This window comes from Halomonas sp. THAF12 (assembly GCF_009363675.1).
In the GTDB taxonomy this organism is placed as follows: domain Bacteria; phylum Pseudomonadota; class Gammaproteobacteria; order Pseudomonadales; family Halomonadaceae; genus Halomonas; species Halomonas smyrnensis.
This window is the reverse complement of record NZ_CP045399.1, coordinates 3222433-3246026: the sequence shown is the minus strand read 5'-3', so window position 1 is coordinate 3246026 and position 23594 is coordinate 3222433. Positions and strand designations below refer to the sequence as shown.

The window sequence follows — 23594 nt, the reverse complement described above, 5'->3', positions numbered from 1 at the left end:
AACCGGCGCGGCGGCCGTCGCCAGCGCAGAGTGTTTTCCCAACCGACATCGGGTTCCCATGACACAAGACTCTCCTTCCCTGACGCTGGCCGAGATCGCCACGCAGCTGGGGGCCGGCCTCCAGGGTGACGGCGAGCGCCGCGTGCGTGGCCTGGCCACGCTGCGCGATGCCGGGCCCGATCAGATCGCCTTCCTGGCCAACCGCGCCTACCTCAAGGACCTGCCCGAGACCCGCGCCGCGGCGGTGCTGCTGCACCCTAGCCATGCCGGGGAATCTCCGGTGCCCTGCCTGACCCTCGACAATCCCTATCTGGGCTATGCCCAGCTGTCGCGGCTGTTCGACCCGCTGGCCGGCCGCGAGGCATCGGGCGTGCATCCCTCGGCGACGGTCGCCGAGGATGCCCGGCTGGGCGAGGGCGTGGTGATCGGCCCCCAGGCGGTGATCGAGGCCGGCGTCGAGCTCGGCGACGGCGTGGTGATCGGGCCCGGCTGCGTGGTCGGCGCCGACACCCGGATCGGCGCCGAGTCGCGGCTGCACGCCAACGTGACCGTCTACCATGGGGTCAGCATCGGCGCGCGGGTGATCCTGCACAGCGGCTGCGTGATCGGCGGCGACGGCTTCGGCTTCGCCCATGACGGGGCCGGCTGGCACAAGATCGCCCAGCTCGGCGGCGTGGTGCTGGGCGATGACGTCGAGGTCGGCAGCTGCTCGAGCATCGACCGCGGCGCCCTAGGCGACACCGTGATCGGCGAGGATGTGAAGATCGACAGCCAGGTGCAGATCGCCCACAACGTGCAGGTCGGCGCCCACAGCGCGCTGGCCGGCTGCGTCGGCATCGCCGGCTCGACCCGGGTCGGGCGGCACTGCATGCTGGGCGGCGGCGTGGGGCTGTCCGGCCACCTGACGGTGTGCGACGGCGTCCAGGTCACCGGCATGAGCCTGGTCACCAACTCGATTCACGAGCCGGGGGTCTACTCTTCCGGGACCGGGGCCATGGAGAATGCCCAGTGGCGTCGCAGTGCGGTGCGCTTCAAGCAGCTCGACGACATCGCCCGCCGGCTGAATCGCCTGGAAAAAGCCGGGCGCGATGCTTGAGGCCGCCCCCTCGGGCGGTATAATCCCCGCCCGTCCGTCGCCACGCGCGCGGCGACGGTCGCGCCCGCGATGCGGGGCATTCTGTCATTTCAGAGGTTGCTACGATGGTAATGGACATTAACGAGATTCGTGAGTATCTGCCCCACCGGTATCCCTTCCTGCTGGTGGACCGGGTGACGGAGCTTACCCACGGCGAATCCATCGTTGCCTACAAGAATGTCAGCATCAACGAGCCGTTCTTCAATGGCCACTTCCCGCATCACCCGATCATGCCGGGCGTGCTGGTGGTGGAAGCGCTGGCCCAGGCCTGCGGCATCCTCGGCTTCAAGACGGTCAACAAGCTGCCCGCCGACGGTTACGTCTACTACCTCGTGGGCAGCGACAACGTCCGCTTCAAGCGCCCGGTGATGCCCGGCGATCAGCTGGAACTGCGCGCCGACGTGATCCGCGAGAAGCGCGGTATCTGGAAGTTTCAGTGCAAGGCCAGCGTGGCCGGCGAGGTCGCCTGCGAGGCCGAGATCACCTGTGCCGAGAGGAAGGTCGCTTGATTCATCCCACCGCCATCGTAGATCCGGCCGCGCGCCTGGCCGATGACGTCGAGGTCGGCCCCTTCAGCGTGATCGGCGCCGACGTCGAGATCGGTGCCGGCTCGCGCATCGGCCCCCATGTGGTGATCCAGGGCCCGACGCTGATCGGCGAGCGCAACCGGATCTTCCAGTTCGCCTCGGTCGGCGAGGAGTGCCAGGACAAGAAGTACGCCGGCGAGCCCACCCGCCTGGTGATGGGCGACGACAACGTCGTGCGCGAGGGCGTGACCCTGCACCGCGGCACCGTCCAGGATCGCGGCGAGACCACCATCGGCTCGCGCAACCTGTTCATGGCCTACGTCCACGTCGGCCACGACTGCGTGATCGGCGACGACTGCATCCTGGCCAACCAGGTGACCCTGGCCGGCCACGTCAAGCTGGGCGACTTCGCGATCATCGGCGGCCTGTCGGCGATCCACCAGTTCTGCCACTTCGGCGACCATGCCATGGCCGGCGGCGGCTCGATCATCACCAAGGACACCCCGGCCTACGTGATGATCAACGGCAACCCTGCCGCGGCCCACGGCCTCAACCTCATCGGCCTGCGCCGCCGCGGCTTCTCCAACGAGGCGATCCGCGCCCTGGGCGAGGCCTACAAGCTGGTCTATCGCCAGGGCCTGACCGTGGAGCAGGCGCTGACCGAGATCCGCACCCAGTACGCGCTGCCGGAAACCGAGGCGTTCGTCGCCTCCATCGAGGCCTCGACCCGCGGCATCGTGCGCTGACGCCATGACGATCGCGCGCGTCTACCTGGTGGCCGGCGAGCTCTCCGGCGACATCCTCGGCGCCGGCCTGATGCGCGAGCTCAAGGCCCGCCACCCGGGCGTCGAGTTCCGGGGCATCGGCGGGCCGCGCATGATCGCCGAGGGCATCGACAGCCGCTTCCCGCTCGAGACCCTCTCGGTGATGGGGCTGGTCGAGGTGCTCAAGCACCTGCCGGGCCTGGTGCGCGTGCGCCGCACCCTGCGCCAGGATGCCCTCGACTGGCGGCCCGACATCGTGATCGGCATCGACGCGCCGGACTTCAACCTCGGGCTCGAGCGCCAGCTGCGCGAGGCCGGCCTGACCACCGCCCACTACGTCAGCCCCTCCGTGTGGGCCTGGCGCCAGGGGCGGGTCAAGGGCATCGCCCGCTCGGTGGACGCCATGCTGACCTTCCTGCCCTTCGAGGCCGCCTTCTACGCCCGCCACCGGGTGCCGGTGGCCTTCGTCGGCCATCCGCTGGCCGACGAGCTGCCGCTGGTCAACGACCGCGGCGAGGCTCGCGAGGCGCTCGGCCTGCCCGCCCGGGGCGTGTCCGACGCGGCGCCGCTGCTGGCCGTGCTGCCCGGCTCCCGGGCCAACGAGATCCGCTTCCTGGGCGCGACCTTCCTCGATACCGCCGAACGGCTGTGTCGCGAGCGCGACGCGCTGCGGGTGGTGATTCCCGCCGCGACCCCGTCGCGGCGCGCCGAGCTGGAGGCGCTGCTCGAGGGCCGCGAGACGCTGCGCGAGCGGGTGACCCTGGTCGATGGCCGGTCCCGCGAGGCCATGGTGGCCGCCGATGCCGTGCTGCTGGCCTCCGGCACCGCCGCGCTGGAGGCCATGCTGTGCCACCGCGCCATGGTGGTGGCCTATCGCATGGCACCGATGACCCACTGGCTGGCCAGGCGGCTGGTCAAGACCGAGTGGATCTCGCTGCCCAACCTGATCGCCCGGGAGGCGCTGGTGCCGGAGCTGATCCAGGACGACGCCAGCCCCGAGGGCATCGCCGCCGAGCTCGCCTCACTGCTCGACGACGCCGAGGCGCGCCACGCCCTCGAGGCGCGCTTCGCGGCCATGCACGAAGGCCTGCAGCGCGACGCCAGCCGCCGCGCGGTGGACGCCGTCGAGGCGCTGGTGGCGCGCCGCGCGCTGCCGGCCTCGGTGGCGCCCGAGACGCTGGAGGAGGGCGCATGAAGGCCGAGGACTTCCCGCCGCTGGTCGTCGACTATCGCGGCACGCACCTGGCCGGGGTCGACGAGGTCGGGCGCGGCCCGCTGGTCGGCCCGGTGATGGCCGCCGCGGTGATCCTCGATCCGGCCGCGCCGATCGACGGGCTGACCGACTCCAAGAAGCTGACCGCCAGGCGCCGCGAGGCGCTGGACGCCCGGATCCGCGAGCGGGCGCTGGCCTTCGCCGTGGCCGAGGCCAGCCCCGACGAGATCGATGGCCTGAACATCTATCACGCCACTCACCTGGCCATGCGGCGCGCCATCGATGCGCTGTCGCCGGCCGCGGAATATCTGCTGGTGGACGGTAATCGGCTCCCCGGGCATCATGTGCCGGGCCAGGCGGTGGTGAAGGGCGATGCGCGTCATCCGGCGATCGCCGCGGCCTCGATACTGGCCAAGGTGGCCCGCGACGCCGACATGCTGGCGCTGGACGCGCGCCATCCCGACTACGGCTTCGCCCGCCACAAGGGCTACCCGACGCCCGAGCATCTGGCCGCCCTGACGCGCCTCGGCGCGCTGCCCGAGCACCGTCGCTCCTTCGCGCCCGTCAAGCGCCAGCTGAACCTGCTCTAGATCATCTAGCCTGTTGGACGGGGCGTCGAGACCGGCCGTGCCGGCCGGTCTCCGCTCCCGTGACAGCGTCGACCCATTTCCATCATCAAGCCCGAGTCCGCCATGACCGCTCCCTTCGTTCATCTCCGTGTGCACAGCGAATTCTCCCTGGTCGATGGCCTGGTGCGTCTCAAGCCGCTGATCAAGGCGGCGGGCAGCCAGGGCGTGCCGGCGCTGGCGCTCACCGACGAGGCCAACCTCTTCGCCCTGGTCAAGTTCTACGGCGGCGCCCAGGGGGCCGGCCTCAAGCCGATCATCGGCGGCGACTTCTGGCTCGCCAACCCCCATGACGAGGCCCATCCCTACCGCCTGACGCTGCTGGCCATGAACGATGTGGGCTATCGCAACCTCACCGAGCTGATCTCGCGGGGCTGGGTCGAGGGGCAGAAGGACGGCATGGCGCTGCTGGAGCGGAACTGGGTGCTCGAGCAGAGCGAGGGGCTGATCGCCCTGTCCGGCGGGCGTGAGGGCGACGTCGGCCGTCACCTGCTGACCGATCACCACGCCGAGGCCCGGGCCCTGCTCGACGAATGGCAGGCCGCCTTCCCCGGGCGCTACTACCTGGAGCTGACCCGCACCGGCCGGCCGCTGGAGGAGGAGTGCGTGCACCTCTCGGTGGACCTGGCCGTCGAGACCGGCACCCCGGTGGTGGCCACCAACGACGTGCGCTTCCTCGAGCGCGAGGACTTCTGGGCCCACGAGACCCGGGTCTCGATCGGCGAGGGCAAGGCGCTGGACGACCCGCGCCGCGAGCGTCGCTACACCGAGGAACAGTACTTCAAGAGCCCCGAGGAGATGGCCGAGCTGTTCTCGGACCTCCCCGAGGCGCTGGAAAACAGCGTGATGATCGCCGCGCGCTGCAACGTCGACGTGCGCCTGGGCGAGATCTTCCTGCCGGAATACGGCATCCCCGAGGGCATGACCCAGGACGAGTTCTTCCGCAAGATCTCCCACGACGGCCTGACCGAGCGCCTGGACTTCCTCTACCCGAAGGAAAGGTATCCCCGCGACGGCGACGAGTACGCCGAGATCGATGCCCGCTACCGCCAGCGGCTCGACTTCGAGCTCGACATCATCCTGCAGATGGGCTTCCCGGGCTACTTCCTGATCGTGATGGACTTCATCCAGTGGGCCAAGGACAACGACGTCCCCGTCGGCCCGGGTCGGGGCTCCGGTGCCGGCTCGCTGGTGGCCTACGCGCAGAAGATCACCGACCTGGACCCGCTCGAGTACGACCTGCTGTTCGAGCGCTTCCTCAACCCCGAGCGTGTCTCGATGCCCGACTTCGACGTCGACTTCTGCATGGAGAAGCGCGACCGGGTGATCGACTACGTGGCCGAGCGCTACGGCCGCGACGCCGTCTCGCAGATCGTCACCTTCGGCACCATGGCCGCCAAGGCCGTCGTGCGCGACGTGGCCCGCGCCCAGGGCAAGCCCTACTCGCTGGGCGACAAGCTCTCCAAGCTGATTCCCTTCGAGGTCGGCATGACGCTCGCCAAGGCCATCGAGGACGAGCCCCAGCTCAAGGAGTTCCTCGACGCCGACGAGGAGGCCCAGGAGATCTGGGACATGGCGGTGAAGCTCGAGGGCATCACCCGCGGTACCGGCAAGCACGCCGGCGGCGTGGTGATCGCGCCGACCAAGCTCACCGACTTCTCGCCGCTGATCTGCGACGAGGACGGCAGCGGCCTGCGCGTGCAGTACGACAAGAACGACATCGAGGACGCCGGGCTGGTCAAGTTCGACTTCCTGGGGCTGCGTACCCTGACCATCATCGACTGGGCGCTGGAGATGGTCGACAAGGTGCGCGTCAAGGAAGGGCTGGGGCCGCTCAACATCGACGCCATCCCGCTGGACGACAAGCCGACCTTCGAGATGCTCAAGAAGGCCGAGACCACGGCGGTGTTCCAGCTCGAATCCCGCGGCATGAAGGAGCTGATCAAGCGCCTGCTGCCGGACTCGCTGGAGGACATGATCGCCCTGGTGGCGCTGTTCCGGCCGGGGCCCCTGCAGTCGGGCATGGTCGACGACTTCATCAACCGCAAGCACGGCCGGGCCGAGGTCGCCTATCCGCACCCGGACTACCAGCACGAGCTGCTCAAACCGGTGCTCGAGCCCACCTACGGCATCATCCTGTATCAGGAGCAGGTGATGCAGATCGCCCAGGTGATGGCCGGCTACAGCCTGGGTCAGGCCGACATGCTGCGCCGCGCCATGGGCAAGAAGAAGCCCGAGGAGATGGCCAAGCAGCGCGCCGGCTTCATGGAGGGCTGTGCCGAGAACGGCATCGACAAGGATCTGGCCGGCAACATCTTCGACCTGGTGGAGAAGTTCGCCGGTTACGGCTTCAACAAGTCGCACTCGGCGGCCTACGGCCTGGTGTCCTACCAGACCGCCTGGCTCAAGGCGCACTATCCCGGGCCCTTCATGGCGGCGGTGATGTCCACCGAGATGGACAACCTCGACAAGGTGGTGCCGCTGATCGAGGAGTGCCGCCACATCGGGCTCACGGTGACGCCGCCGGACGTCAACGTCGGCGGCTACAAGTTCACCGTCGATGACGAGGGCCGGGTGGTCTACGGCCTGGGCGCCATCCGCGGCGTCGGCGAGGGCCCCATCGGCGCCATCGTCGAGGCCCGGGAGGAGGGCGGCGCCTTCCGCGACCTGTTCGATTTCTGCAAGCGGGTCGATCCCAAGCGCATGAACAAGCGGACCCTGGAGGCGCTGATCCGCTCCGGGGCGCTGGACAACCTGGGGCCGAGCCGCGCGGTGATGGCCGCCTCGCTGGAAGCCGCGCTCAAGGCCGCGGCCCAGAATCAGGCCAACCAGAACCTGGGCATGATGGACATGTTCGGCGAGGCCTTCGCCGCCTCCGATGAAGAGGAAGACACCGACGTCTATGCCGACTATCGCGGCGCCCGCGACTGGACCGACAAGGAACGCCTGGGCGGCGAGAAGGACACCCTCGGGCTGTATCTGACCGGCCACCCCATCGACGAGTACGAGAAGGAGCTCGAGCGCTTCGTCTCCACCCGTATCGGCGACCTCAAGCCGTCGCGAGAGCCCCAGCGCGTGGCCGGGCTGGTGGTCGGCATGCGCACCATGAAGTCCAAGCGCGGCGACACCATGGCCTTCGTCACCCTGGACGACCGCACCGGCCGCATCGAGGCCTCGCTGTTCGGCGAGCTGTTCGACCAGGTGCGCAGCCGCCTGGACACCGATCAGGTGCTGATCGTCGAGGGCGAGGTACAGAGCGATGACTACTCGGGTGGCCTGCGCCTGCGCGGCAAGGAGATCACGCCGATGGTCGACGCTCGCACCCGCTACGGCCAGGCGGTGGAGCTGGCGCTGGACGGCGAGCGCGCCAACGGCCGGCTGGTGGACAGCCTGCGCGACAGCCTCGCCCCCTACCGCAGCGACGAGGGCCTGCCGGTGCGGCTGCGCTACCGCAGCGCCGCGGCCAGCGGCTGGCTGGAGCTGGCCGAGGAGTGGCGGGTCACGCCCTCCGACGAGCTGCTGATCGCCCTGCGCGAGGTCGAGGGCCAGGACGGTGTGCGCCTGCGCTACCGTTGATTCGCGTCGCTCCGACAATGTGCAGGCACCCTGGCTCGCCTTGCGTGGGCGTGTCAGGGTGCGATAATGAACGCCGTTTGACGCTTCCCCCCGGTCGCCCCTTCGGCCGACGAGACAAGGCTATCCCATGAACCCCAACTACCTAGACTTCGAACAGCCCATCGCCGAGCTTCAGGCCAAGATCGAGGAGCTGCGCCTGGTCGGCAACGACAGCCAGGTCAACCTGAGCGACGAGATCGGTCGGCTCGAGGAGAAGAGTCGCAAGCTCACCGAGTCGATCTTCAAGGATCTGACCGCCTGGCAGGTGTCGCAGCTGTCGCGCCATCCGCAGCGCCCCTACACGCTCGACTACCTCGAGCACGTCTTCACCGACTTCGACGAGCTGCACGGTGATCGCAACTTCGCCGACGACGCCGCCCTGGTCGGCGGCGTGGCGCGGCTGAACGACAAGCCGGTGATGGTCATCGGCCACCAGAAGGGCCGTGACGTCAAGGAGAAGGTGCGTCGCAACTTCGGCATGCCGCGCCCCGAGGGCTACCGCAAGGCCTGCCGCCTGATGGAGATGGCCGAGCGCTTCAGGATGCCGGTGCTGACCTTCATCGACACCCCGGGCGCCTACCCGGGCATCGACGCCGAGGAACGCGGCCAGTCCGAGGCCATCGCCTACAACCTGGCGGTGATGTCGCGGCTCAAGACCCCGATCGTCTCCACCGTGGTGGGCGAGGGCGGCTCCGGCGGCGCGCTGGCCATCGGCGTGTGCGACGAGCTGGCCATGCTGCAGTACTCCACCTACTCGGTGATCTCGCCCGAGGGCTGCGCCTCCATCCTGTGGAAGAGCGCCGAGAAGGCCTCCGAGGCCGCCCAGGCCATGGGCATCACCGCCGAGCGCCTCAAGGAGCTGGGCTTCGTCGATACCCTGATCCCCGAGCCGCTGGGCGGCGCGCACCGCAAGCCGGTGGACACCGCCGAGCGCATCCGCACCGCGCTGACCGAGAGCCTCGAGCGCCTCGAGGGCATGGAGACCGACGACCTGCTCGAGCGGCGGTACAAGCGCCTGATGAGCTACGGCGCCCCCGTCTGATATCGGGCCTTTCTGCGCTCGATCTGGCGGTGTTGGAGAAGACCTCATCCTGCTCATTTAGCCGCAAGTAAACTCCGCGGCTTCGGTCTTCTCCGCCTAGCCAGATCGTCGCTCGAAGAGGCCGAGAACTCGGTGGATGCCGTCTCGCCACCTTGGTGGTGGCACACCCTGCTTCCTCTGAGTCATTTTCCTGCCCATGAGCCTCGCGTCTTCTTCCCTGCAAGCCACGATCGACAGCGCCCTGGCCCAGACCCCGCCGGGGCGCGGCGTCTGGGTGGCGCTCTCCGGCGGGCTCGATTCCGCGCTGCTGCTGACCCTGGCCGCCGACGCCTGCCGGCGTCATCCGCGTCCGCTGCGGGCGCTGCACGTGCATCACGGCCTGCAGGCCGCCGCCGACGACTTCGAGCGTCACTGCCGGCGGCTGTGCGCCTGGCTCGGGGTGCCGCTGTTCGTCGAGCGCGTCGCGGTCGATGCCTCGGCGGGGCGGGGGCTCGAGGGCGAGGCGCGGGCCGCGCGCCATGCGGCCTTCGCCCGCCGCGTCGGCGCCGGCGAGACCCTGTGGCTGGCCCAGCATCGCGACGATCAGGCCGAGACCCTCCTGCTGGCCGCGCTTAGAGGCGCCGGCCCCCGCGGCCTAGCGGCCATGCCGCCGATGCGCGACCTCGACGGGCGTCGCCTCGTCCGCCCGCTGCTCGACGCTTCCCGCGCGGCGCTGGAGGCCGAAGCCGGGCGCCTGGCTCTCGCCTGGGTCGAGGACCCGAGCAACGCCGACACCGCCCTGGACCGCAACTTCCTGCGCCACCGGGCGCTGCCGCGGCTGGCCGAGCGCTGGCCGGACGCCGCGGCGGCGCTCTCGCGCAGCGCGGCGCTCGCCGGCGAGGCCGACGGCCTGCTCGAGGAGTTCGCCGCCGAGGACCTGGCGCGACTCGGCGGCGATCCCGCGCGTCTTTCCTGCGAGGCCCTGCTCGGGCTCTCTATCCCGCGCCGTCGGCTGCTGATCCGCCACTGCCTCGAGCGACGGGGGCTGCCGCGGCCGCCGGCCGCCCGGCTGGCGACGCTGCTCGACCAGCTCGAGGCGCGCGGCGACGCCGAGGTGCGCATCGTCTGGGCGGGCGCCGAGGCGCGGGTCTGGCGCGGGCGCCTGTATCTGCTGGCGCCGGTCGTGTCGCTGCCGGCCGAATGGCGGGCCGCCTGGGACGGCCGCGTGCCGTTGTCCACGCCGCTGGGGCCGCTGGCGAGCGGGCTGCTTCGCGAGGACGGGGAGCCGGTCAGGCTGACGCTGGCGCCGCGGCTGGGCGGCGAGCGGCTGCGCCTGACGGGCCGGGGACGCCGCGATCTCAAGCGCCTGCTGCAGGAGTGGGGGCTGCCGCCCTGGGAGCGGGGCGGGCTGATCGTCGCCTGGCGTGGCGATGACGTGGTCGCGGTGGGGCGGACCTCGGGCTGGCTGGCCTGCGCCGAGGGCTGGCGCAGCGGCTGAGCGGGCTCAGCCGGCGTCGAGGATCAGCGTCAGGTCGGCGGCCTGCTGGTAGCCGACCTCCTGCTCCAGATCGGCGAGCAGCAGGCTGGGCTCCTGTTCCTCCGCCAAGCCGAGCCGCAGCGTGGCCTCGTCGTCGGCCGCCAGCGTCGGCGTGTCGGGCGGCTGTTCCGGACGCGAGTGGTTGAGGATCACCGCCAGGCGCAGCAGCCGGGCCAGCCGCGACATGGCGGGGCGCTCGGTGGCGGGCAGCGCCTGCCACTCCTTGAGCGGGAACTTGCGCCGGTGGGCGCGGACCAGGAAGGCCAGCTGGCGCTGGTCGGGGCGCGAGAAGCCGGCCAGGTCGGAGTGCTCCAGCAGGTAGGCGCCGTGGCGATGGAACTGGCTGTGGGAGATCGCCAGGCCGACCTCGTGGAGCCGGCTGGCCCACTCCAGGAAGCGCGCCTGATCCTCGTCCAGCCGCCAGGCCTCGCGCACCTGCGCGAACAGCGCCAGCGCCGTGGCGGCGACGTTGTCGGCCTGACGGGCGTCGACGCCGTAGATGCGCTGGAGGTTGGACAGCGTCTTGAGCCGCGAGTCCTCGGGGCTGTTGCGGCCGGCCAGGTCGTAGAGCACGCCCTCGCGCAGGGCACCGTCGGAATAGCGCATCTCCTCCAGGTCGAAGGCCTCGAAGATGGCGCCGAGGATGGCGATGCCGGCGGGGAAGACCCGGGCGCGGTCGTCCTTGAGGCCGTCCATGGCGACCTTGTCCAGGCGCTTGCACTTGAGCAGCCGCTTGCGCAGGTCGGCGAGGCCCTGGCGGGTGATCACGCCCTCGGGCGACTTGCCGGCGGCGGCGATCACCGCCGCGGCGGCCTTGATGGTGCCGCTGGAGCCGACCGGGTCGCTCCAGCCGAGCTTCTGGAAGGGCTTCTTGATGTTGGCGAGCTCGGACAGCGCGGCCAGTTCGGCGCGGCGCATGCGCTTCTCGGTGATCTCGCCGCCGTCGAAGAAGCGTCGCGTGAAGGTCACGCAGCCCATGCTCAGGCTCTCCAGGGCCTGGGGCTCGAAGTGTTCGCCGATGATGAACTCGGTGGAGCCGCCGCCGATGTCGACGATCAGCCGCCGGCCGTCCTCGGCCACGGCGTGGGCGGCGCCGAGATAGACCAGGCGGGCCTCCTCGCGGCCGGCGATGATCTCGATGCGGGTGCCGAGCAGGGCCTCGGCGCGATCGATGAATGCCTGGCTGTTGTCGGCGTCGCGCAGGGCGTTGGTGCCGACTACCCGCCGGTCCTGCGGGGCGATGCCCTCGAGGAAGGGGGCGAAGCGGGCCAGGCAGTCCAGCGCCCGGGTCATGGCCTCCTCGGTGAGGCAGCCGTCGTCGCCGAGGCCCGCGGCCAGCTGGACCTTGTCGCCCTGGCGGGCGACGACCTGCAGGCGGTCGTCCCGATAGTTGGCCACCAGCAGGTGAAAGCTGTTCGAGCCGAGATCGATGGCGGCGAGTCGGCGGGGGGCGAGCTCGGGCTCGCTGGCATCGGCGTCGTGCCGGTCCGTAGGCGCAGTCATGGCGGGTCCTTCAGGGAGACTGGCCAAAAGGTTGCGGTCGTCCATCGGGCTTGTCAATCGCGCCGGGGCGGGGCCGGCGCGGGTATTGCGTTTCCCGTCACCCTTGACTAGTATCGGGGCGTTCGCCTGTTCCGAATGCTTCCCGACCGCGCATGGCAACCACGCCACGGTCATTTTATCCAAGTCGTCAGATAGCCCTCTGCAATCAGCCCTCTTCCCGGCCCATGGCCTGTTGCGCTGATTTCAGGCGAAAACGAACCTGCTCCCTCGCTCCCGAGACTGGCCCGGCATCCTCAGCGGTTGCCCGCCCGTGGCCATGACCCGCATTCGACGAGAGGCAGCCTGTCCGGGCTCTGAACGCATCCACGCGGCGTTAATGTCTCGCCTCTTTTCCCATACGGCGCACGACTGCCCGGCTTTCACGAGCAACTTCTGAACACACCGATGAATCTTACCGAACTCAAGCAAAAGCCCGTGCCGGAACTCCTGGAGATCGCCCGTGAGATGGGCATCGACAACCTGGCGCGTTCCCGCAAGCAGGACATCATCTTCGCCATCCTCAAGAAGCACGCCAAGAGCGGCGAGGCCATCTACGGCGACGGCGTGCTGGAAATCCTGCAGGACGGGTTCGGCTTCCTGCGCAGTGCCGACAGTTCCTACATGGCCGGCCCCGATGACATCTATGTGTCGCCTTCCCAGATCCGGCGCTTCAACCTGCGCAAGGGCGACTCCATCTCCGGCAAGATTCGTCCGCCCAAGGAAGGGGAGCGTTACTTCGCGCTGTTGAAGGTCAGCGAGATCAACTTCGACAAGCCCGAGAACGCCAAGCACAAGATCCTCTTCGAGAACCTCACGCCGCTGTTCCCCCAGGAACGGCTGCGCATGGAGATCGGCAACGGCTCCACCGAGGATCTCACCGCGCGGATCATCGATCTGACCGCCCCCATCGGCAAGGGCCAGCGCGGCCTGCTCGTCTCGCCGCCCAAGGCGGGCAAGACGCTGATGCTGCAGAACATCGCCACCTCGATCACGCGCAACAATCCCGAGTGTCACCTGATCGTGCTGCTGATCGACGAGCGGCCCGAGGAGGTCACCGAGATGTCGCGCACCGTGCGCGGTGAGGTGGTGGCCTCGACCTTCGACGAGCCGCCGGCCCGCCACGTGCAGGTCGCCGAGATGGTGATCGAGAAGGCCAAGCGCCTGGTCGAGCACAAGAAGGACGTGGTGATCCTGCTCGACTCCATCACCCGCCTGGCGCGCGCCTACAACACCGTGGTGCCGTCCTCCGGCAAGGTGCTGACCGGCGGCGTCGACGCCCACGCCCTCGAGAAGCCCAAGCGCTTCTTCGGCGCGGCGCGCAACATCGAGGAAGGCGGCAGCCTGACCATCATCGCCACGGCGCTGGTCGACACCGGCTCCAAGATGGACGAGGTGATCTTCGAGGAGTTCAAGGGCACCGGCAACATGGAGGCCCACCTGGACCGCAAGCTCGCCGAGAAGCGCGTCTATCCGGCCCTCAACATCCGTCGTTCCGGCACCCGCCGCGAGGACCTGATCGCCTCCGAGGACGAGATGCAGCGCATGTGGATCCTGCGCAAGCTGCTCAACCCGATGGACGATACCGCGGCCACCGAGTTCCTGATCGATCGCCTGAAGGATACCAAGACCAACCTCGAGTTCTTCGAGGCCATGAAGCGGCGTTGACGCTAGGCCGCCTTGGTGGGCGACGAGGACCGCCGCCGGCGCCACGCCGAGCGAAACCCTGATGCGTCGTTTGCGGCCTGCGCGTCGCGGTACAACATAATCCCTCACGGGTACCGCTCGCTCGCCATCCTTGGCGAGCGCCGCGCGCCGCTTCACTCTGCATCAGCGCTCGGCTAAGGGCTTGCGCGTCGGTCCTCGCCGCTCTTTCCCGCCTTCGATTCGTTCGGCCGGGGCGAGGGCTCAGGCGCAGCATCCCGAAGGGGCAGCATGCTATGCTGCCCCTTTTGCGTCGTTCGGGATAACGGGAAGGCCGCATGAAGTACAAGGACCTGCGCGAGTTCATCGCCGCGCTGGAAGAGCAGGGCGAGCTTAAGCGCATCACCGCCGAGGTGGATCCCTATCTGGAGATCACCGAGATCTGCGACCGCACCCTGCGGGCCGGCGGACCGGCGCTGCTGTTCGAGAACGTCAAGGGCCACGACATGCCGCTGCTCGGCAACCTGTTCGGCACGCCGAAGCGGGTCGCCCTGGGCATGGGCCAGGAATCGGTCACCGCGCTGCGCGAGGTCGGCGAGCTGCTGGCCTTCCTCAAGGAGCCGGAGCCGCCCAAGGGCTTCCGCGATGCCCTCGACAAGCTGCCGGTCTACAAGCAGGTGATGAGCATGGGGCCCAAGCGGCTCAAGCGCGCGCCGGTGCAGGAGGTGGTGCTGGAGGGCGACGACGTCGACCTCGACCGCCTGCCGATCCAGCACTGCTGGCCCGGCGACGCCGCGCCGCTGGTCACCTGGCCGCTGGTGATCACCAAGGGGCCGCACAAGTCGCGCCAGAACCTCGGCATCTACCGCCAGCAGAAGCTCTCGCGCAATCGCCTGATCATGCGCTGGCTGTCCCATCGCGGCGGCGCCCTGGACTTCCAGGAATGGTGCCGCGAGCATCCCGGCGAGCCCTTCCCGGTGGCGGTGGCGCTGGGCGCCGACCCGGCGACCATTCTCGGCGCCGTGACGCCGGTGCCGGACTCGCTCTCCGAGTATGCCTTCGCCGGGCTCTTGAGAGGCTCGCGCACCGAGCTGGTCAAGTGCGGCCACGCCGACCTCGAGGTGCCGGCCTCCGCCGAGATCATCCTCGAGGGCTTCCTCTACCCGGACGACACCGCCCCCGAAGGCCCCTACGGCGACCACACCGGCTACTACAACGAGGTGGAGACCTTCCCGGTGTTCACGGTCACGCGCATGACCATGCGCCGCGACGCCATCTATCACTCCACCTACACCGGCCGTCCGCCGGACGAGCCCGCGGTGCTGGGGCTGGCGCTGAACGAGGTGTTCGTGCCGATCCTGCGCCGCCAGTTCCCCGAGATCGTCGACTTCTACCTGCCCCCGGAAGGCTGCTCCTACCGCATGGCGGTGGTGACCATGAAGAAGCAGTATCCCGGCCACGCCAAGCGCGTGATGATGGGGGTGTGGAGCTTCCTGCGACAGTTCATGTACACCAAGTTCGTGGTGGTGCTCGACGACGACGTCAGCGCCCGCGACTGGCAGGACGTGATCTGGGCCATCACCACCCGCATGGACCCGGCGCGGGACACGGTGATGGTGGAGAACACCCCCATCGACTATCTGGACTTCGCCTCGCCGGTGGCGGGGCTGGGCTCCAAGATGGGCCTGGATGCCACCGACAAGTGGCCCGGCGAGACCGATCGCGAGTGGGGCACGCCCATCGTCATGGACGAGGCCGTCAAGGCCCGCGTCAGCGAGCGCTGGGACGAGCTGGGCATCGATACCCCTGATAACCACAAGAGGCATTCATGACGGCAAGGACCCTGACCTGCCAGGTCGTCGAGGTCGAGGACCTCACCCCCGACGTCTTCCGGGTGCGCCTGGGAGGCCGCGCCGAGGCCATGGCCCACGCGCCCGGCCAGTATCTGGAGATGGAGCTCGACCCCGAGACCTGGGTGCCGTTCTCCATCGCCAATGCCCATGAGGGCGACGGCCGGCTGGAGCTGCACATCCAGCACTGGCCGGAGCGCTCCAACTCGGCGCGGCTGCGCGAGCTGCTGGTGGAGGCGCAGCACCTGACCCTGCGGCTGCCGAGCGGCGACTGCGTGCTCGACCCGGACAGCACCCGCCCGTTGCTGCTGGTCGCCGCCGGCACCGGCTTCGCCCAGATGAAGGCGATCGTCGAGGCGGCGCTGCACGCCGACCCGGCGCGCGAGATCGCCCTGTGGTGGGCGGCCAAGGAGCGTCGCGAGTTCTACCTCGAGAGCCTGGCCCGGGAGTGGGCGTCCCAGCACCCGAACCTGACCTTCCACGGCGTCAGCGAGCAGGGCATGGGCGACGATTTCGCCGACGAGCGCGTCCGGGGCCATGCCGGGCGCATCGACGCGGCACTGGGCGCGGCGCTCGACGACGTCGACGTCTCCGGCCATGACGTCTACCTCTCCGGTTCGCCGGGCATGGTCTACGCCTGCGTCGACGTGCTGGCCTCGCTCGGGCTCGAGCCCTCTCGGGTGTTCTCCGACGTCTTCGCCTATGCCCCGCGGGACCCGCTGGTGCCCACCGTGGGCAGCCTGGTGAGGGAAGGCCGGGCATGAGCGCCTCGCCGATCCTGATCACCGGCGGCGCCCAGCGCCTGGGGCGTCACTGTGCCGAGCGGCTGGTCGACGAGGGCCATCCGGTGATCGTCAGCTACCGCCGCGAGCGCGAGGCCCTCGAGGCGCTGCGGCGCCGCGGCGTCGTCACCCTGCAGGCCGACTTCGACAGCCAGGCCGGCATCGAGGACTTCCTCGAGCGCCTCAGGGCCGAGACGTCCTCGCTGCGCGCCATCGTCCACAACGCCAGCGACTGGGCGCCGGACGTCGCCGGGCCCGAGGCCGGCGAGAACTTCGAGCGGCTGTTCCGGGTGCACATGCTGGCGCCGTACCTGATCAACCTCGGCGCCCGCGAGCTGCTCGAGGCCTGCAGCGAGCCGATGCGCGACATCGTGCACATGACCGACTTCGTGGCCGCCAAGGGCTCGCGCAAGCACGCCGCCTACGCCGCCTCCAAGGCCGGGCTCGAGAACCTGACGCTGTCGTTCGCCGCCATGTACGCGCCGTCGATCCAGGTCAACGCCATCGCGCCGGCGATGATCATGCTCAACGAGGACGACGACGAGGCCTATGCCGAGAAGGCCCGGGCCAAGTCGGCCATGGGGCTGATCCCCGGGCCGGGCGTGATCCACCAGAGCCTGCGCTACCTGCTCGACAACCGCTACGTGACCGGCATCACCCTGCCGGTCGATGGCGGGCGCCATCTCCGCTAGCGTCGGGGGAGGGCTCGCCGTCGCACGGCATTCCGCCTAGACTGGCGGTATTCCCGACGAGGCGAGGAGGGTGCCATGTCCGAACACGACGATGACGTCAAGGACGACAGCGGGCTGCTGGCCGTCTTCCTGGGGCTGGCGGTGCTGGTCGGCATGAGCGGCCTGCCGGCCACCATCGCCTGGATCCGGTTCGCCACCGGCTGAGCCTTGCCATCCGGCCCGTTAGCGGGCAGGATGGAGCCTGACATTCAGGATCACCCTCACGCGAACCGTCGCCAAACACCGAGCGCCCCATGACACCGAGCCCGTCCCTGACCCCGCGCCGCCCGATCACCGCCTCCCCGGCGGCGATGGCCGATGGTCACGCGATCGTCGTCGGTGACGCCTATTATTGGCAGGGCTACTGGTTTAGCGCCGGCGTGCCGGCGGCCGTGTCCTGATCGCACAGGACGACGCCGCGAGGCACGCCCGCCAAGGGTTGCCTCCGACACGCAGAACCCCCGGACGGCAACCCCGCCCGGGGGTTCTGCGTTTCTGGCCTGACACGCTGCATTCGAGATTCGAGGAGACACTCATGACCGCATTCGATCGCCACCACGCCGAGTTCCGCACCCTGGGCCGGGACTATTACGGCTATGGCTGGCGATTTATCGACGTGCGGTCGGCTCAGTGCGCCACCTCCGACCGTGGGATTTCCGGTGGCATGACCCTGTCCCGACCTTCACGCTCACGGAGTTGATGCTCATGAATGCCCCCGTTTCCCTCGCCGCCACCGCCGAATCCGCCTCCCGCCGCGACGCCCGCGCGCTGCCCACGCCGGCCGAGCTCCACCACGCTCTGCCGCTCGAGCCGGCCCTGGCCCGCCGCATCGAGGGTCAGCGCCAGGCCATCCGCGATATCCTGGCCGGGCGCGACGACCGCCTGCTGGTGGTCATCGGCCCCTGTTCGATCCACGATCCCGAGTCCGCCCTCGAGTACGCTCGCCGCCTGGCCGAGCTGGCGCCGCGGGTCGAGGATCGCCTGCTGCCGGTGATGCGGGTCTACGTCGAGAAGCCGCGCACCACCGTCGGCTGGAAGGGCCTGGCCTACGACCCGGACCTGGACGGCAGCGGCGACCTGGCCCGCGGCCTCGAGCTCTCCCGCTCGCTGATGCGCGAGATCGCCGGCCTCGGCCTGCCCGTGGCCACCGAGCTGTTGCAGCCGATGCTGGCGCCCTATCTCGACGATCTGCTGAGCTGGGTGGCGATCGGCGCCCGCACCACCGAGTCCCAGCTGCATCGCGAGCTGGCCAGCGGCCTTGAGGCGGTGGTCGGCTTCAAGAACGCCACCAGCGGCGACCTGCAGGTGGCGGTGGACGCCATGCGCGCCGCCGCCCATCCCCACCAGCACTTCGCCATGGGGCCCGACGGTCGCCCCGAGGTGTGCGAGACCCCCGGCAATCCGCATACCCATGCGGTGCTGCGCGGCGGCCACGGCGAGCCCAACTTCCGCGCGCCCCAGGTGGCGGCGGCGCGCCGGACCCTGGAGGACGCCGGACAGAACCCGCGGCTGATGGTCGACTGCAGCCATGCCAATGCGCAGAAGGATCATCGCCGCCAGAGCGAGGTGATGCTCGACGTGCTGAATCAGCGGCTGGCCGGCGACGCCTCGCTGGCGGGGCTGATGCTGGAGAGCCATCTCCACGAGGGCAAGCAGCCGCTGGTGCCGGGCGCGCTGCGCCACGGCGTCTCGGTCACCGATGCCTGCATCGGCTGGGACACCACCGAGCATCTGCTGACCACGGCCGCGGAGCGCCTGCGCGACGCCTGAGCCCGACGCGACACCCGCGCACGCAAAAGCGCCTCCCCGGCCGGGCCGGGGAGGCGCTTTGCATTGTCGCCTCGATCGATCGCGTCAGGCGTGGGCGGCGTAGGCGTAGAGCAGCGTCTCCTGGGCGCTGATCGGCGCGGCGTCGCCGGGGGCCTGCTTGATGTAGGTGCCGTCGGGCTGCAGCAGCCAGCTCTGGCAGTTGTCGACCAGGTAGGTCTCCAGGTCCTTGCGCACCTGGGCCGCCAGCTTCTTGTCGAGCAGCGGGAAGCAGGTCTCGACCCGGTGGAACATGTTGCGGGCCATGAAGTCGGCGCTGGAGCCCCAGGTCTCGGGCTTGCCGTCGTTGTGGAAGTGGAACACCCGGGTGTGCTCCAGGAAGCGGCCGATGATCGAGCGCACCCGGATGGTCTCGGAGATGCCGGGCAGGCCGGGGCGCAGGCAGCACATGCCGCGGATGATCAGGTCGCACTCCACGCCGGCCTGGGAGGCCCGGTAGAGGGCCTGGATCAGCTTGGGCTCGGTCAGCGAGTTGCACTTGATGATCAGGTGGGCGCGCTTGCCCTTGCGGGCGAATTCGGCCTCGCGATCGATCATCGCCACCAGCCGCTCGTGGAGGGTGAAGGGCGCGTGCAGCAGCTTCTCGATCTGGCGCGCCCGGCCCATGCCCGAGAGCTGCTGGAAGACCTTGTGCACGTCGGCGCACAGCACCGGGTTGGCGGTCAGCAGGCTGTAGTCGGTGTAGAGCTTGGCGGTCTTGGAGTGGTAGTTGCCGGTGCCCAGGTGGGCATAGTGGCGTAGCTGGCCCTTCTCGCGGCGCACGATGTGCATCATCTTGGCGTGGGTCTTGTAGGCCATCACGCCGTAGATGACGATGGCGCCGGCCTCCTGCAGCCGCGAGGCCAGGGCCAGGTTGTCGGCCTCGTCGAAGCGCGCCCGCAGCTCGATCACCACCGTGACTTCCTTGCCGTTGCCGGCGGCCTCCACCAGGGCATTGACGATGGGAGAGTCGGCGCCGGTGCGGTAGAGGGTCTGCTTGATGGCCAGCACCTCGGGGTCGCGGGCGGCCTCGCGCAGCATCTCCTCCACCGGGGAGAAGGAGTGGAAGGGGTGGTGCAGCAGGATGTCCTGCTCGGCCATGGCCTGCAGCACGCTGTCGCGCTTGCGCAGCGCCTTGGGCAGGCCGGGGGTGAAGGCGCGGTAGCACAGCTCCGGGCGCTCGACCTCGCCCAGCACCGACATCATGCGGGTCAGGTTCACCGGGCCGTTGACCCGGTAGAGGTCGGCCCCCTCGAGCTTGAACAGCTTGAGCAGGAACTCGGTCAGCTCTTCCGGGCAGTTGTTGGCGACCTCGAGGCGCACGCCGCTGCCGTAGCGGCGCGAGAGCAGCTCGCCGCGCAGCGCCGAGGCCAGGTCGGAGACGTCATCGGGGTCCACCGAGAGGTCGGCGTTGCGGGTCAGGCGGAACTGGTAGCAGCCGTTCACCTTCATGCCGGGGAACACTTCCTCGGCGTGGGCGTGCATCATCGACGACAGGAAGACGTACTCGGTGAAGCCTTCCTCGCAGAGCTCGTCGGGCAGGGCGATCACCCGGGGCAGCGAGCGCGGGGCGGGCAGGATGGCCAGCCCACCCTCGCGGCCGAAGGCGTCCTTGCCCTCGAGCTCGACGATGAAGTTGAGGCTCTTGTTGACCAGGCGCGGGAAGGGGTGCGAGGGATCGAGGCCGATGGGACTGATCACCGGCATGATCTCGCTCTCGAAGTACTCCTTGACCCAGGTGCGCTGGGCCTCGCTCCAGTCGCCGCGGCGGCGGAAGCGCAGGCCCTGGCCCTCGAGGGCGGGCAGCAGGGTGTCGTTGAGGATGCGGTACTGGCGATCGACCTGCTCGTGGGCGATCTGCGAGATCTCGCTCAGCACCGAGCGCGGCGAGCGGCCGTCGGCGCCTGAGGAGGCGTCGCCGACCATGATCTGGTTCTTCAGGCCGGCCACGCGGATCTCGAAGAACTCGTCCATGTTCGAGGAGAAGATCAGCAGGAACATCAGCCGGTTGAGCAGCGGGTGCGCCTCGTCCAGGGCCTGTTCGAGCACCCGCACGTTGAACTGCAGGTGCGAGAGCTCGCGGTTGAAGTAGAGCCCGGGGTCGGCGAGGTCGGCCTCGGGGTCCGGCAGCGCCTTGGGCTTGATCCCCGTGCGCGTCTGGTTGATGCGCGGGGCGGGCGTCTCGCTCTGGGGCTCGCCTGTCGCGGCGGGCTCGGAGGGGATCGAGGTGTCGGGGCTACGTGAATCGTCCATGGAAGTACCCTGTCGTCGGCCCGCGGGCGGCCGCGTCGCTCGCCGGGCGTTATCGTTCATGATGCCGTCCTGCCCGTGGCGCCGGGAGGCGTCATGCATCGCCTGTTGCGGGAGACGATCAGGGGCAGGCGGGGCCGGGCTCGGCCGCCGTGGCAAGTCTGGTGCCCATAAATGACAGAATGATGACAGTCCTCCGCCGGGGGCGATGTCCTGAGTATATCAGCACGCTTCGACGCCGAAAGACGCGCCTTGTCGCGCTTACGGGGACTCTCTAAAGTGGTGGCTTCATGTTCATCGGCCCCGTCGACGACCGGCGGGGGGCGCACAAGGAGACGCATAATGAGCAAGCAGGTGGCGGTCATTCTGTCGGGATGCGGTGTCCAGGATGGCTCTGAGATCTACGAGACCACCCTGACCCTGTTGCGCCTGGACCAGCTGGGCATCGGCTATCGCTGCTTCGCCCCGGACATCGACCAGCATGACGTGGTCGATCACCGCAGCGGCGAGGCGGCCGAGGAGCGCCGCAACGTGCTGGTCGAGTCGGCGCGCCTGGCGCGCGGCGAGATCTCTCCGCTGGCCGAACTGGAGGCCGACGAGTTCGATGCCGTGATCCTGCCCGGCGGCTTCGGGGCGGCCAAGAACCTCTCCAACTTCGCCGAGGCCGGCGCCGACATGGTGATCCACGAGGAGCTGGTGGGGGCCATGGCCGAGTTCCACGAGGATCGCAAGCCGATCGGCCTGATGTGCATCGCGCCGGTGATGGTGCCGCGCCTGCTGGGGCCGGGCATCGCCGTGACCATCGGTCACGACCCGGGCGTGGCGGGCGCCATCAGCAGCATGGGGGGGCTGCATCGCAGCTGCGGCGTGGAGGACATCGTGGTCGACTTCGACAACCGCGTGATCACCACCCCGGCCTACATGCTGGCCACCCGCCTCGGCGAGGCGGCGACCGGCATCTTCAAGCTGGTGGATCGCATCGACGAGATGATGGATCTGTAAGCGCCGAGCCACGAGCGGCAAGCGACGAGAAACCCCGAAGGCCAAGCCTTCGGGGTTTCTTTTGCTCCGGGCGATGTGCGGCTCGCGGCTTATTGCTCGTCGGCGGCGTCCCGGTCGCGCCTGCGACGCACCAGCCGGCCGAACAGCAGGCCGACCTCGTAGAGCAGGTACATCGGCACCGCCAGCAGGCTCTGGGAGACCACGTCCGGCGGGGTCATCAGCATGCCCACCACGAAGCAGCCCAGCACCACGTAGGGGCGCTTCTTCGACAGGCTCTCCACCGTGGTCGCCCCGCTCAGGATCAGCAGGAAGGTGGCGATCGGGATCTCGAAGGCCACGCCGAAGGCGAAGAACAGCTTGAGCACGAAGTTGAGGTACTGGTTGATGTCGGTCATCACCGCCACGTCCTCCGGCCCGGTCTGGGTGAAGAACTGGAACAGCAGCGGGAAGACCACGTAGTAGGCGAAGGCGGCCCCGGCGTAGAACAGCGCCACGCTGGAGGCCAGCAGCGGCAGCGCCAGCGCCTTCTCGTTGTCGTACAGCCCCGGGGCGATGAAGGCCCAGGCCTGATGCAGCACGAAGGGCACGGCGATGAACACCGCCACCACCAGGGTCAGCTTGAAGGGCGCCAGGAACGGCGAGGCCACCTCGGTGGCGATCATCCGCGAGCCTTCCGGCAGCAGCGCCATCAGCGGCTCGGCGACGAAGGCGTAGATGTCGTTGGCGAAGGCGTAGAGGCCGAGGAAGATCACCAGTATCGCGATTACCGCGCGCAGCAGTCGCGAGCGCAGCTCGACCAGATGCTCGATCAGCGGGGCATGGCCCGGCCCCTGGGAGTCGTCGGTTTGGCTCATCGGGAAGAGGCGTCCTCGTGGGCGTCGGCGTCGGAGTCATCGGTCTGACGGCGGGCGCGACCCAGGGCATCGTCGAGGCGACGCTCGGGCGTGGCCTCGGCGCGTTCCCGGGGGGCGGCGCCGGTGCCGCGCTCGCCGGGCGTCTCCACCGAGCGTTCGACGTCGCGCTTGACCCGGTCGAGGCCCTCGTCGAGCTTCTTCTGCTGCTCGTTGAGCTTCTGGCGCAGCTCCTCCGCCTCGAGCTGGGCGTTGATCTCGCGCTGCATGCCGGAGACCGTGCGCTTGATACGACCGATCCACATCCCGGCGGTGCGGGCGGCCCTGGGCAGACGCTCGGGGCCCAGCACCAGCAGGGCGACCACGCCGATGAACAGGAGTTCGAGAAAGCCGATGTCGAACATGGCGGCTTACTTGCGCTCTTCCGATTCCTCGGCCTTGCGCTCGGCGTGGACGTCGTAGGTCCGGCCTTCGTCGTCGTGGCGCACCTGGGCCTGGGGCTTGTCGCCCTCGTCGCTCTTCTCTTCCTCGCCCATGGCCTTCTTGAAGCCCTTGACCGCGCCGCCCAGGTCGCCGCCGACGTTGCGCAGCTTCTTGGTGCCGAAGATCAGGATGATGATGCCGAGGACGATCAGGAGTTGCCAGATACTGATGCCGCCTAACATAGGGTATACCTCAGGTTGCTGCGCCGGAGATCGGCG

Annotated in this window: 22 protein-coding genes; 17 read left to right on the top strand and 5 right to left on the bottom strand. The window is 69.3% G+C overall.

What is annotated here, in order from left to right; translation table 11 throughout:
• The first annotated feature begins 58 nt into the window (after positions 1–58).
• From lpxD to tilS, 8 genes are all read left to right on the top strand, one after another.
• Entirely contained in the window at positions 59–1096 is a 1038-nt protein-coding gene (lpxD, locus tag FIU88_RS15000; protein ID WP_016853458.1) for a UDP-3-O-(3-hydroxymyristoyl)glucosamine N-acyltransferase, read from the top strand.
• Between the two features lie 104 nt (positions 1097–1200).
• Positions 1201–1644, top strand: coding sequence for a 3-hydroxyacyl-ACP dehydratase FabZ (gene fabZ, locus FIU88_RS14995; protein WP_026068244.1), 444 nt, complete (start codon positions 1201–1203; stop codon positions 1642–1644).
• Positions 1641–2408 (top strand): acyl-ACP--UDP-N-acetylglucosamine O-acyltransferase, encoded by a 768-nt coding sequence (gene lpxA, locus FIU88_RS14990; protein WP_016853460.1) that lies wholly within the window; start codon positions 1641–1643, stop codon positions 2406–2408. Before fabZ ends, lpxA begins: the two co-directional genes overlap by 4 nt.
• 4 nt (positions 2409–2412) lie before the next feature.
• Entirely contained in the window at positions 2413–3621 is a 1209-nt protein-coding gene (lpxB, locus tag FIU88_RS14985) for a lipid-A-disaccharide synthase (protein ID WP_152479754.1), read from the top strand.
• Positions 3618–4229: a ribonuclease HII gene (gene rnhB, locus FIU88_RS14980; RefSeq protein WP_016853462.1), complete on the top strand. Its 612-nt coding sequence runs from the start codon at positions 3618–3620 to the stop codon at positions 4227–4229. The genes lpxB and rnhB overlap by 4 nt, the downstream gene beginning before the upstream one ends.
• 102 nt (positions 4230–4331) lie before the next feature.
• The gene (gene dnaE, locus FIU88_RS14975) at positions 4332–7841 is read left to right on the top strand and encodes a DNA polymerase III subunit alpha (RefSeq protein ID WP_152479753.1); all 3510 of its coding nucleotides are present in this window, start codon (positions 4332–4334) and stop codon (positions 7839–7841) included.
• A gap of 127 nt (positions 7842–7968) precedes the next feature.
• On the top strand, positions 7969–8922 hold the full coding sequence (locus FIU88_RS14970; RefSeq protein WP_016853464.1) for an acetyl-CoA carboxylase carboxyltransferase subunit alpha: 954 nt from the start codon (positions 7969–7971) through the stop codon (positions 8920–8922).
• Positions 8923–9118: 196 nt separating this feature from the next.
• Positions 9119–10399, top strand: a complete 1281-nt coding sequence (tilS, locus tag FIU88_RS14965) for a tRNA lysidine(34) synthetase TilS (protein ID WP_152479752.1) — start codon at positions 9119–9121, stop codon at positions 10397–10399.
• Positions 10400–10405: 6 nt separating this feature from the next.
• Here the strand turns inward: tilS and ppx are convergent, their stop codons facing one another.
• Positions 10406–11941 (bottom strand): exopolyphosphatase, encoded by a 1536-nt coding sequence (ppx, locus tag FIU88_RS14960; protein ID WP_152479751.1) that lies wholly within the window; start codon positions 11939–11941, stop codon positions 10406–10408.
• Between the two features lie 444 nt (positions 11942–12385).
• Between ppx and rho the strand changes: the two genes are divergently transcribed.
• The 8 genes from rho (at position 12386) to FIU88_RS14935 (ending at position 18754) form a co-directional block, all read left to right on the top strand.
• On the top strand, positions 12386–13645 hold the full coding sequence (rho, locus tag FIU88_RS14955; protein WP_016853467.1) for a transcription termination factor Rho: 1260 nt from the start codon (positions 12386–12388) through the stop codon (positions 13643–13645).
• Between the two features lie 314 nt (positions 13646–13959).
• Positions 13960–15453, top strand: coding sequence for a 4-hydroxy-3-polyprenylbenzoate decarboxylase (gene ubiD / locus FIU88_RS14950; protein WP_152479750.1), 1494 nt, complete (start codon positions 13960–13962; stop codon positions 15451–15453).
• Positions 15450–16235: an NAD(P)H-flavin reductase gene (locus FIU88_RS14945; RefSeq protein ID WP_152479749.1), complete on the top strand. Its 786-nt coding sequence runs from the start codon at positions 15450–15452 to the stop codon at positions 16233–16235. The genes ubiD and FIU88_RS14945 overlap by 4 nt, the downstream gene beginning before the upstream one ends.
• The gene (gene folM, locus FIU88_RS14940; RefSeq protein WP_152479748.1) at positions 16232–16945 is read left to right on the top strand and encodes a dihydromonapterin reductase; all 714 of its coding nucleotides are present in this window, start codon (positions 16232–16234) and stop codon (positions 16943–16945) included. Before FIU88_RS14945 ends, folM begins: the two co-directional genes overlap by 4 nt.
• Before the next feature lie 75 nt (positions 16946–17020).
• Positions 17021–17149 (top strand): hypothetical protein, encoded by a 129-nt coding sequence (locus FIU88_RS19540; protein WP_016853471.1) that lies wholly within the window; start codon positions 17021–17023, stop codon positions 17147–17149.
• A gap of 89 nt (positions 17150–17238) precedes the next feature.
• Positions 17239–17385 (top strand): hypothetical protein, encoded by a 147-nt coding sequence (locus tag FIU88_RS19220; protein ID WP_172977725.1) that lies wholly within the window; start codon positions 17239–17241, stop codon positions 17383–17385.
• 134 nt (positions 17386–17519) lie between these two features.
• The gene (locus tag FIU88_RS19215) at positions 17520–17684 is read left to right on the top strand and encodes a hypothetical protein (protein ID WP_172977724.1); all 165 of its coding nucleotides are present in this window, start codon (positions 17520–17522) and stop codon (positions 17682–17684) included.
• A 5-nt stretch (positions 17685–17689) separates the two neighbouring features.
• The gene (locus tag FIU88_RS14935; protein WP_016853473.1) at positions 17690–18754 is read left to right on the top strand and encodes a 3-deoxy-7-phosphoheptulonate synthase; all 1065 of its coding nucleotides are present in this window, start codon (positions 17690–17692) and stop codon (positions 18752–18754) included.
• Positions 18755–18838: 84 nt separating this feature from the next.
• On the opposite strand, the gene ppk1 is transcribed toward FIU88_RS14935, so the two are convergent.
• Positions 18839–21043, bottom strand: coding sequence for a polyphosphate kinase 1 (gene ppk1 / locus FIU88_RS14930; RefSeq protein WP_152479747.1), 2205 nt, complete (start codon positions 21041–21043; stop codon positions 18839–18841).
• Between the two features lie 339 nt (positions 21044–21382).
• Between ppk1 and elbB the strand changes: the two genes are divergently transcribed.
• Positions 21383–22042 (top strand): isoprenoid biosynthesis glyoxalase ElbB, encoded by a 660-nt coding sequence (gene elbB / locus FIU88_RS14925; RefSeq protein WP_152479746.1) that lies wholly within the window; start codon positions 21383–21385, stop codon positions 22040–22042.
• 89 nt (positions 22043–22131) lie between these two features.
• On the opposite strand, the gene tatC is transcribed toward elbB, so the two are convergent.
• From tatC to tatA, 3 genes are read right to left on the bottom strand one after another with little or no spacing between them, the layout of a single operon-like run.
• The gene (gene tatC, locus FIU88_RS14920) at positions 22132–22896 is read right to left on the bottom strand and encodes a twin-arginine translocase subunit TatC (RefSeq protein ID WP_016853476.1); all 765 of its coding nucleotides are present in this window, start codon (positions 22894–22896) and stop codon (positions 22132–22134) included.
• On the bottom strand, positions 22893–23297 hold the full coding sequence (gene tatB / locus FIU88_RS14915; RefSeq protein ID WP_152479745.1) for a Sec-independent protein translocase protein TatB: 405 nt from the start codon (positions 23295–23297) through the stop codon (positions 22893–22895). The genes tatC and tatB overlap by 4 nt, the downstream gene beginning before the upstream one ends.
• 6 nt (positions 23298–23303) lie before the next feature.
• Positions 23304–23558: a Sec-independent protein translocase subunit TatA gene (gene tatA / locus FIU88_RS14910; protein ID WP_016853478.1), complete on the bottom strand. Its 255-nt coding sequence runs from the start codon at positions 23556–23558 to the stop codon at positions 23304–23306.
• Positions 23559–23594 lie beyond the last annotated feature (36 nt).

Excerpts from the sequence above, each read along its gene's own strand:
- lpxD (WP_016853458.1), top strand. The coding sequence starts at position 59 with ATGACACAAGACTCTCCTTCCCTGACGCTGGCCGAGATCGCCACGCAG.
- fabZ (WP_026068244.1), top strand. The coding sequence starts at position 1,201 with ATGGTAATGGACATTAACGAGATTCGTGAGTATCTGCCCCACCGGTAT.
- lpxB (WP_152479754.1), top strand. The coding sequence starts at position 2,413 with ATGACGATCGCGCGCGTCTACCTGGTGGCCGGCGAGCTCTCCGGCGAC.
- rnhB (WP_016853462.1), top strand. The coding sequence starts at position 3,618 with ATGAAGGCCGAGGACTTCCCGCCGCTGGTCGTCGACTATCGCGGCACG.
- dnaE (WP_152479753.1), top strand. The coding sequence starts at position 4,332 with ATGACCGCTCCCTTCGTTCATCTCCGTGTGCACAGCGAATTCTCCCTG.
- FIU88_RS14970 (WP_016853464.1), top strand. The coding sequence starts at position 7,969 with ATGAACCCCAACTACCTAGACTTCGAACAGCCCATCGCCGAGCTTCAG.
- tilS (WP_152479752.1), top strand. The coding sequence starts at position 9,119 with ATGAGCCTCGCGTCTTCTTCCCTGCAAGCCACGATCGACAGCGCCCTG.
- ppx (WP_152479751.1), bottom strand. The coding sequence starts at position 11,941 with ATGACTGCGCCTACGGACCGGCACGACGCCGATGCCAGCGAGCCCGAG.
- rho (WP_016853467.1), top strand. The coding sequence starts at position 12,386 with ATGAATCTTACCGAACTCAAGCAAAAGCCCGTGCCGGAACTCCTGGAG.
- ubiD (WP_152479750.1), top strand. The coding sequence starts at position 13,960 with ATGAAGTACAAGGACCTGCGCGAGTTCATCGCCGCGCTGGAAGAGCAG.
- FIU88_RS14945 (WP_152479749.1), top strand. The coding sequence starts at position 15,450 with ATGACGGCAAGGACCCTGACCTGCCAGGTCGTCGAGGTCGAGGACCTC.
- folM (WP_152479748.1), top strand. The coding sequence starts at position 16,232 with ATGAGCGCCTCGCCGATCCTGATCACCGGCGGCGCCCAGCGCCTGGGG.
- FIU88_RS19540 (WP_016853471.1), top strand. The coding sequence starts at position 17,021 with ATGTCCGAACACGACGATGACGTCAAGGACGACAGCGGGCTGCTGGCC.
- FIU88_RS19220 (WP_172977725.1), top strand. The coding sequence starts at position 17,239 with ATGACACCGAGCCCGTCCCTGACCCCGCGCCGCCCGATCACCGCCTCC.
- FIU88_RS19215 (WP_172977724.1), top strand. The coding sequence starts at position 17,520 with ATGACCGCATTCGATCGCCACCACGCCGAGTTCCGCACCCTGGGCCGG.
- FIU88_RS14935 (WP_016853473.1), top strand. The coding sequence starts at position 17,690 with ATGAATGCCCCCGTTTCCCTCGCCGCCACCGCCGAATCCGCCTCCCGC.
- ppk1 (WP_152479747.1), bottom strand. The coding sequence starts at position 21,043 with ATGGACGATTCACGTAGCCCCGACACCTCGATCCCCTCCGAGCCCGCC.
- elbB (WP_152479746.1), top strand. The coding sequence starts at position 21,383 with ATGAGCAAGCAGGTGGCGGTCATTCTGTCGGGATGCGGTGTCCAGGAT.
- tatC (WP_016853476.1), bottom strand. The coding sequence starts at position 22,896 with ATGAGCCAAACCGACGACTCCCAGGGGCCGGGCCATGCCCCGCTGATC.
- tatB (WP_152479745.1), bottom strand. The coding sequence starts at position 23,297 with ATGTTCGACATCGGCTTTCTCGAACTCCTGTTCATCGGCGTGGTCGCC.
- tatA (WP_016853478.1), bottom strand. The coding sequence starts at position 23,558 with ATGTTAGGCGGCATCAGTATCTGGCAACTCCTGATCGTCCTCGGCATC.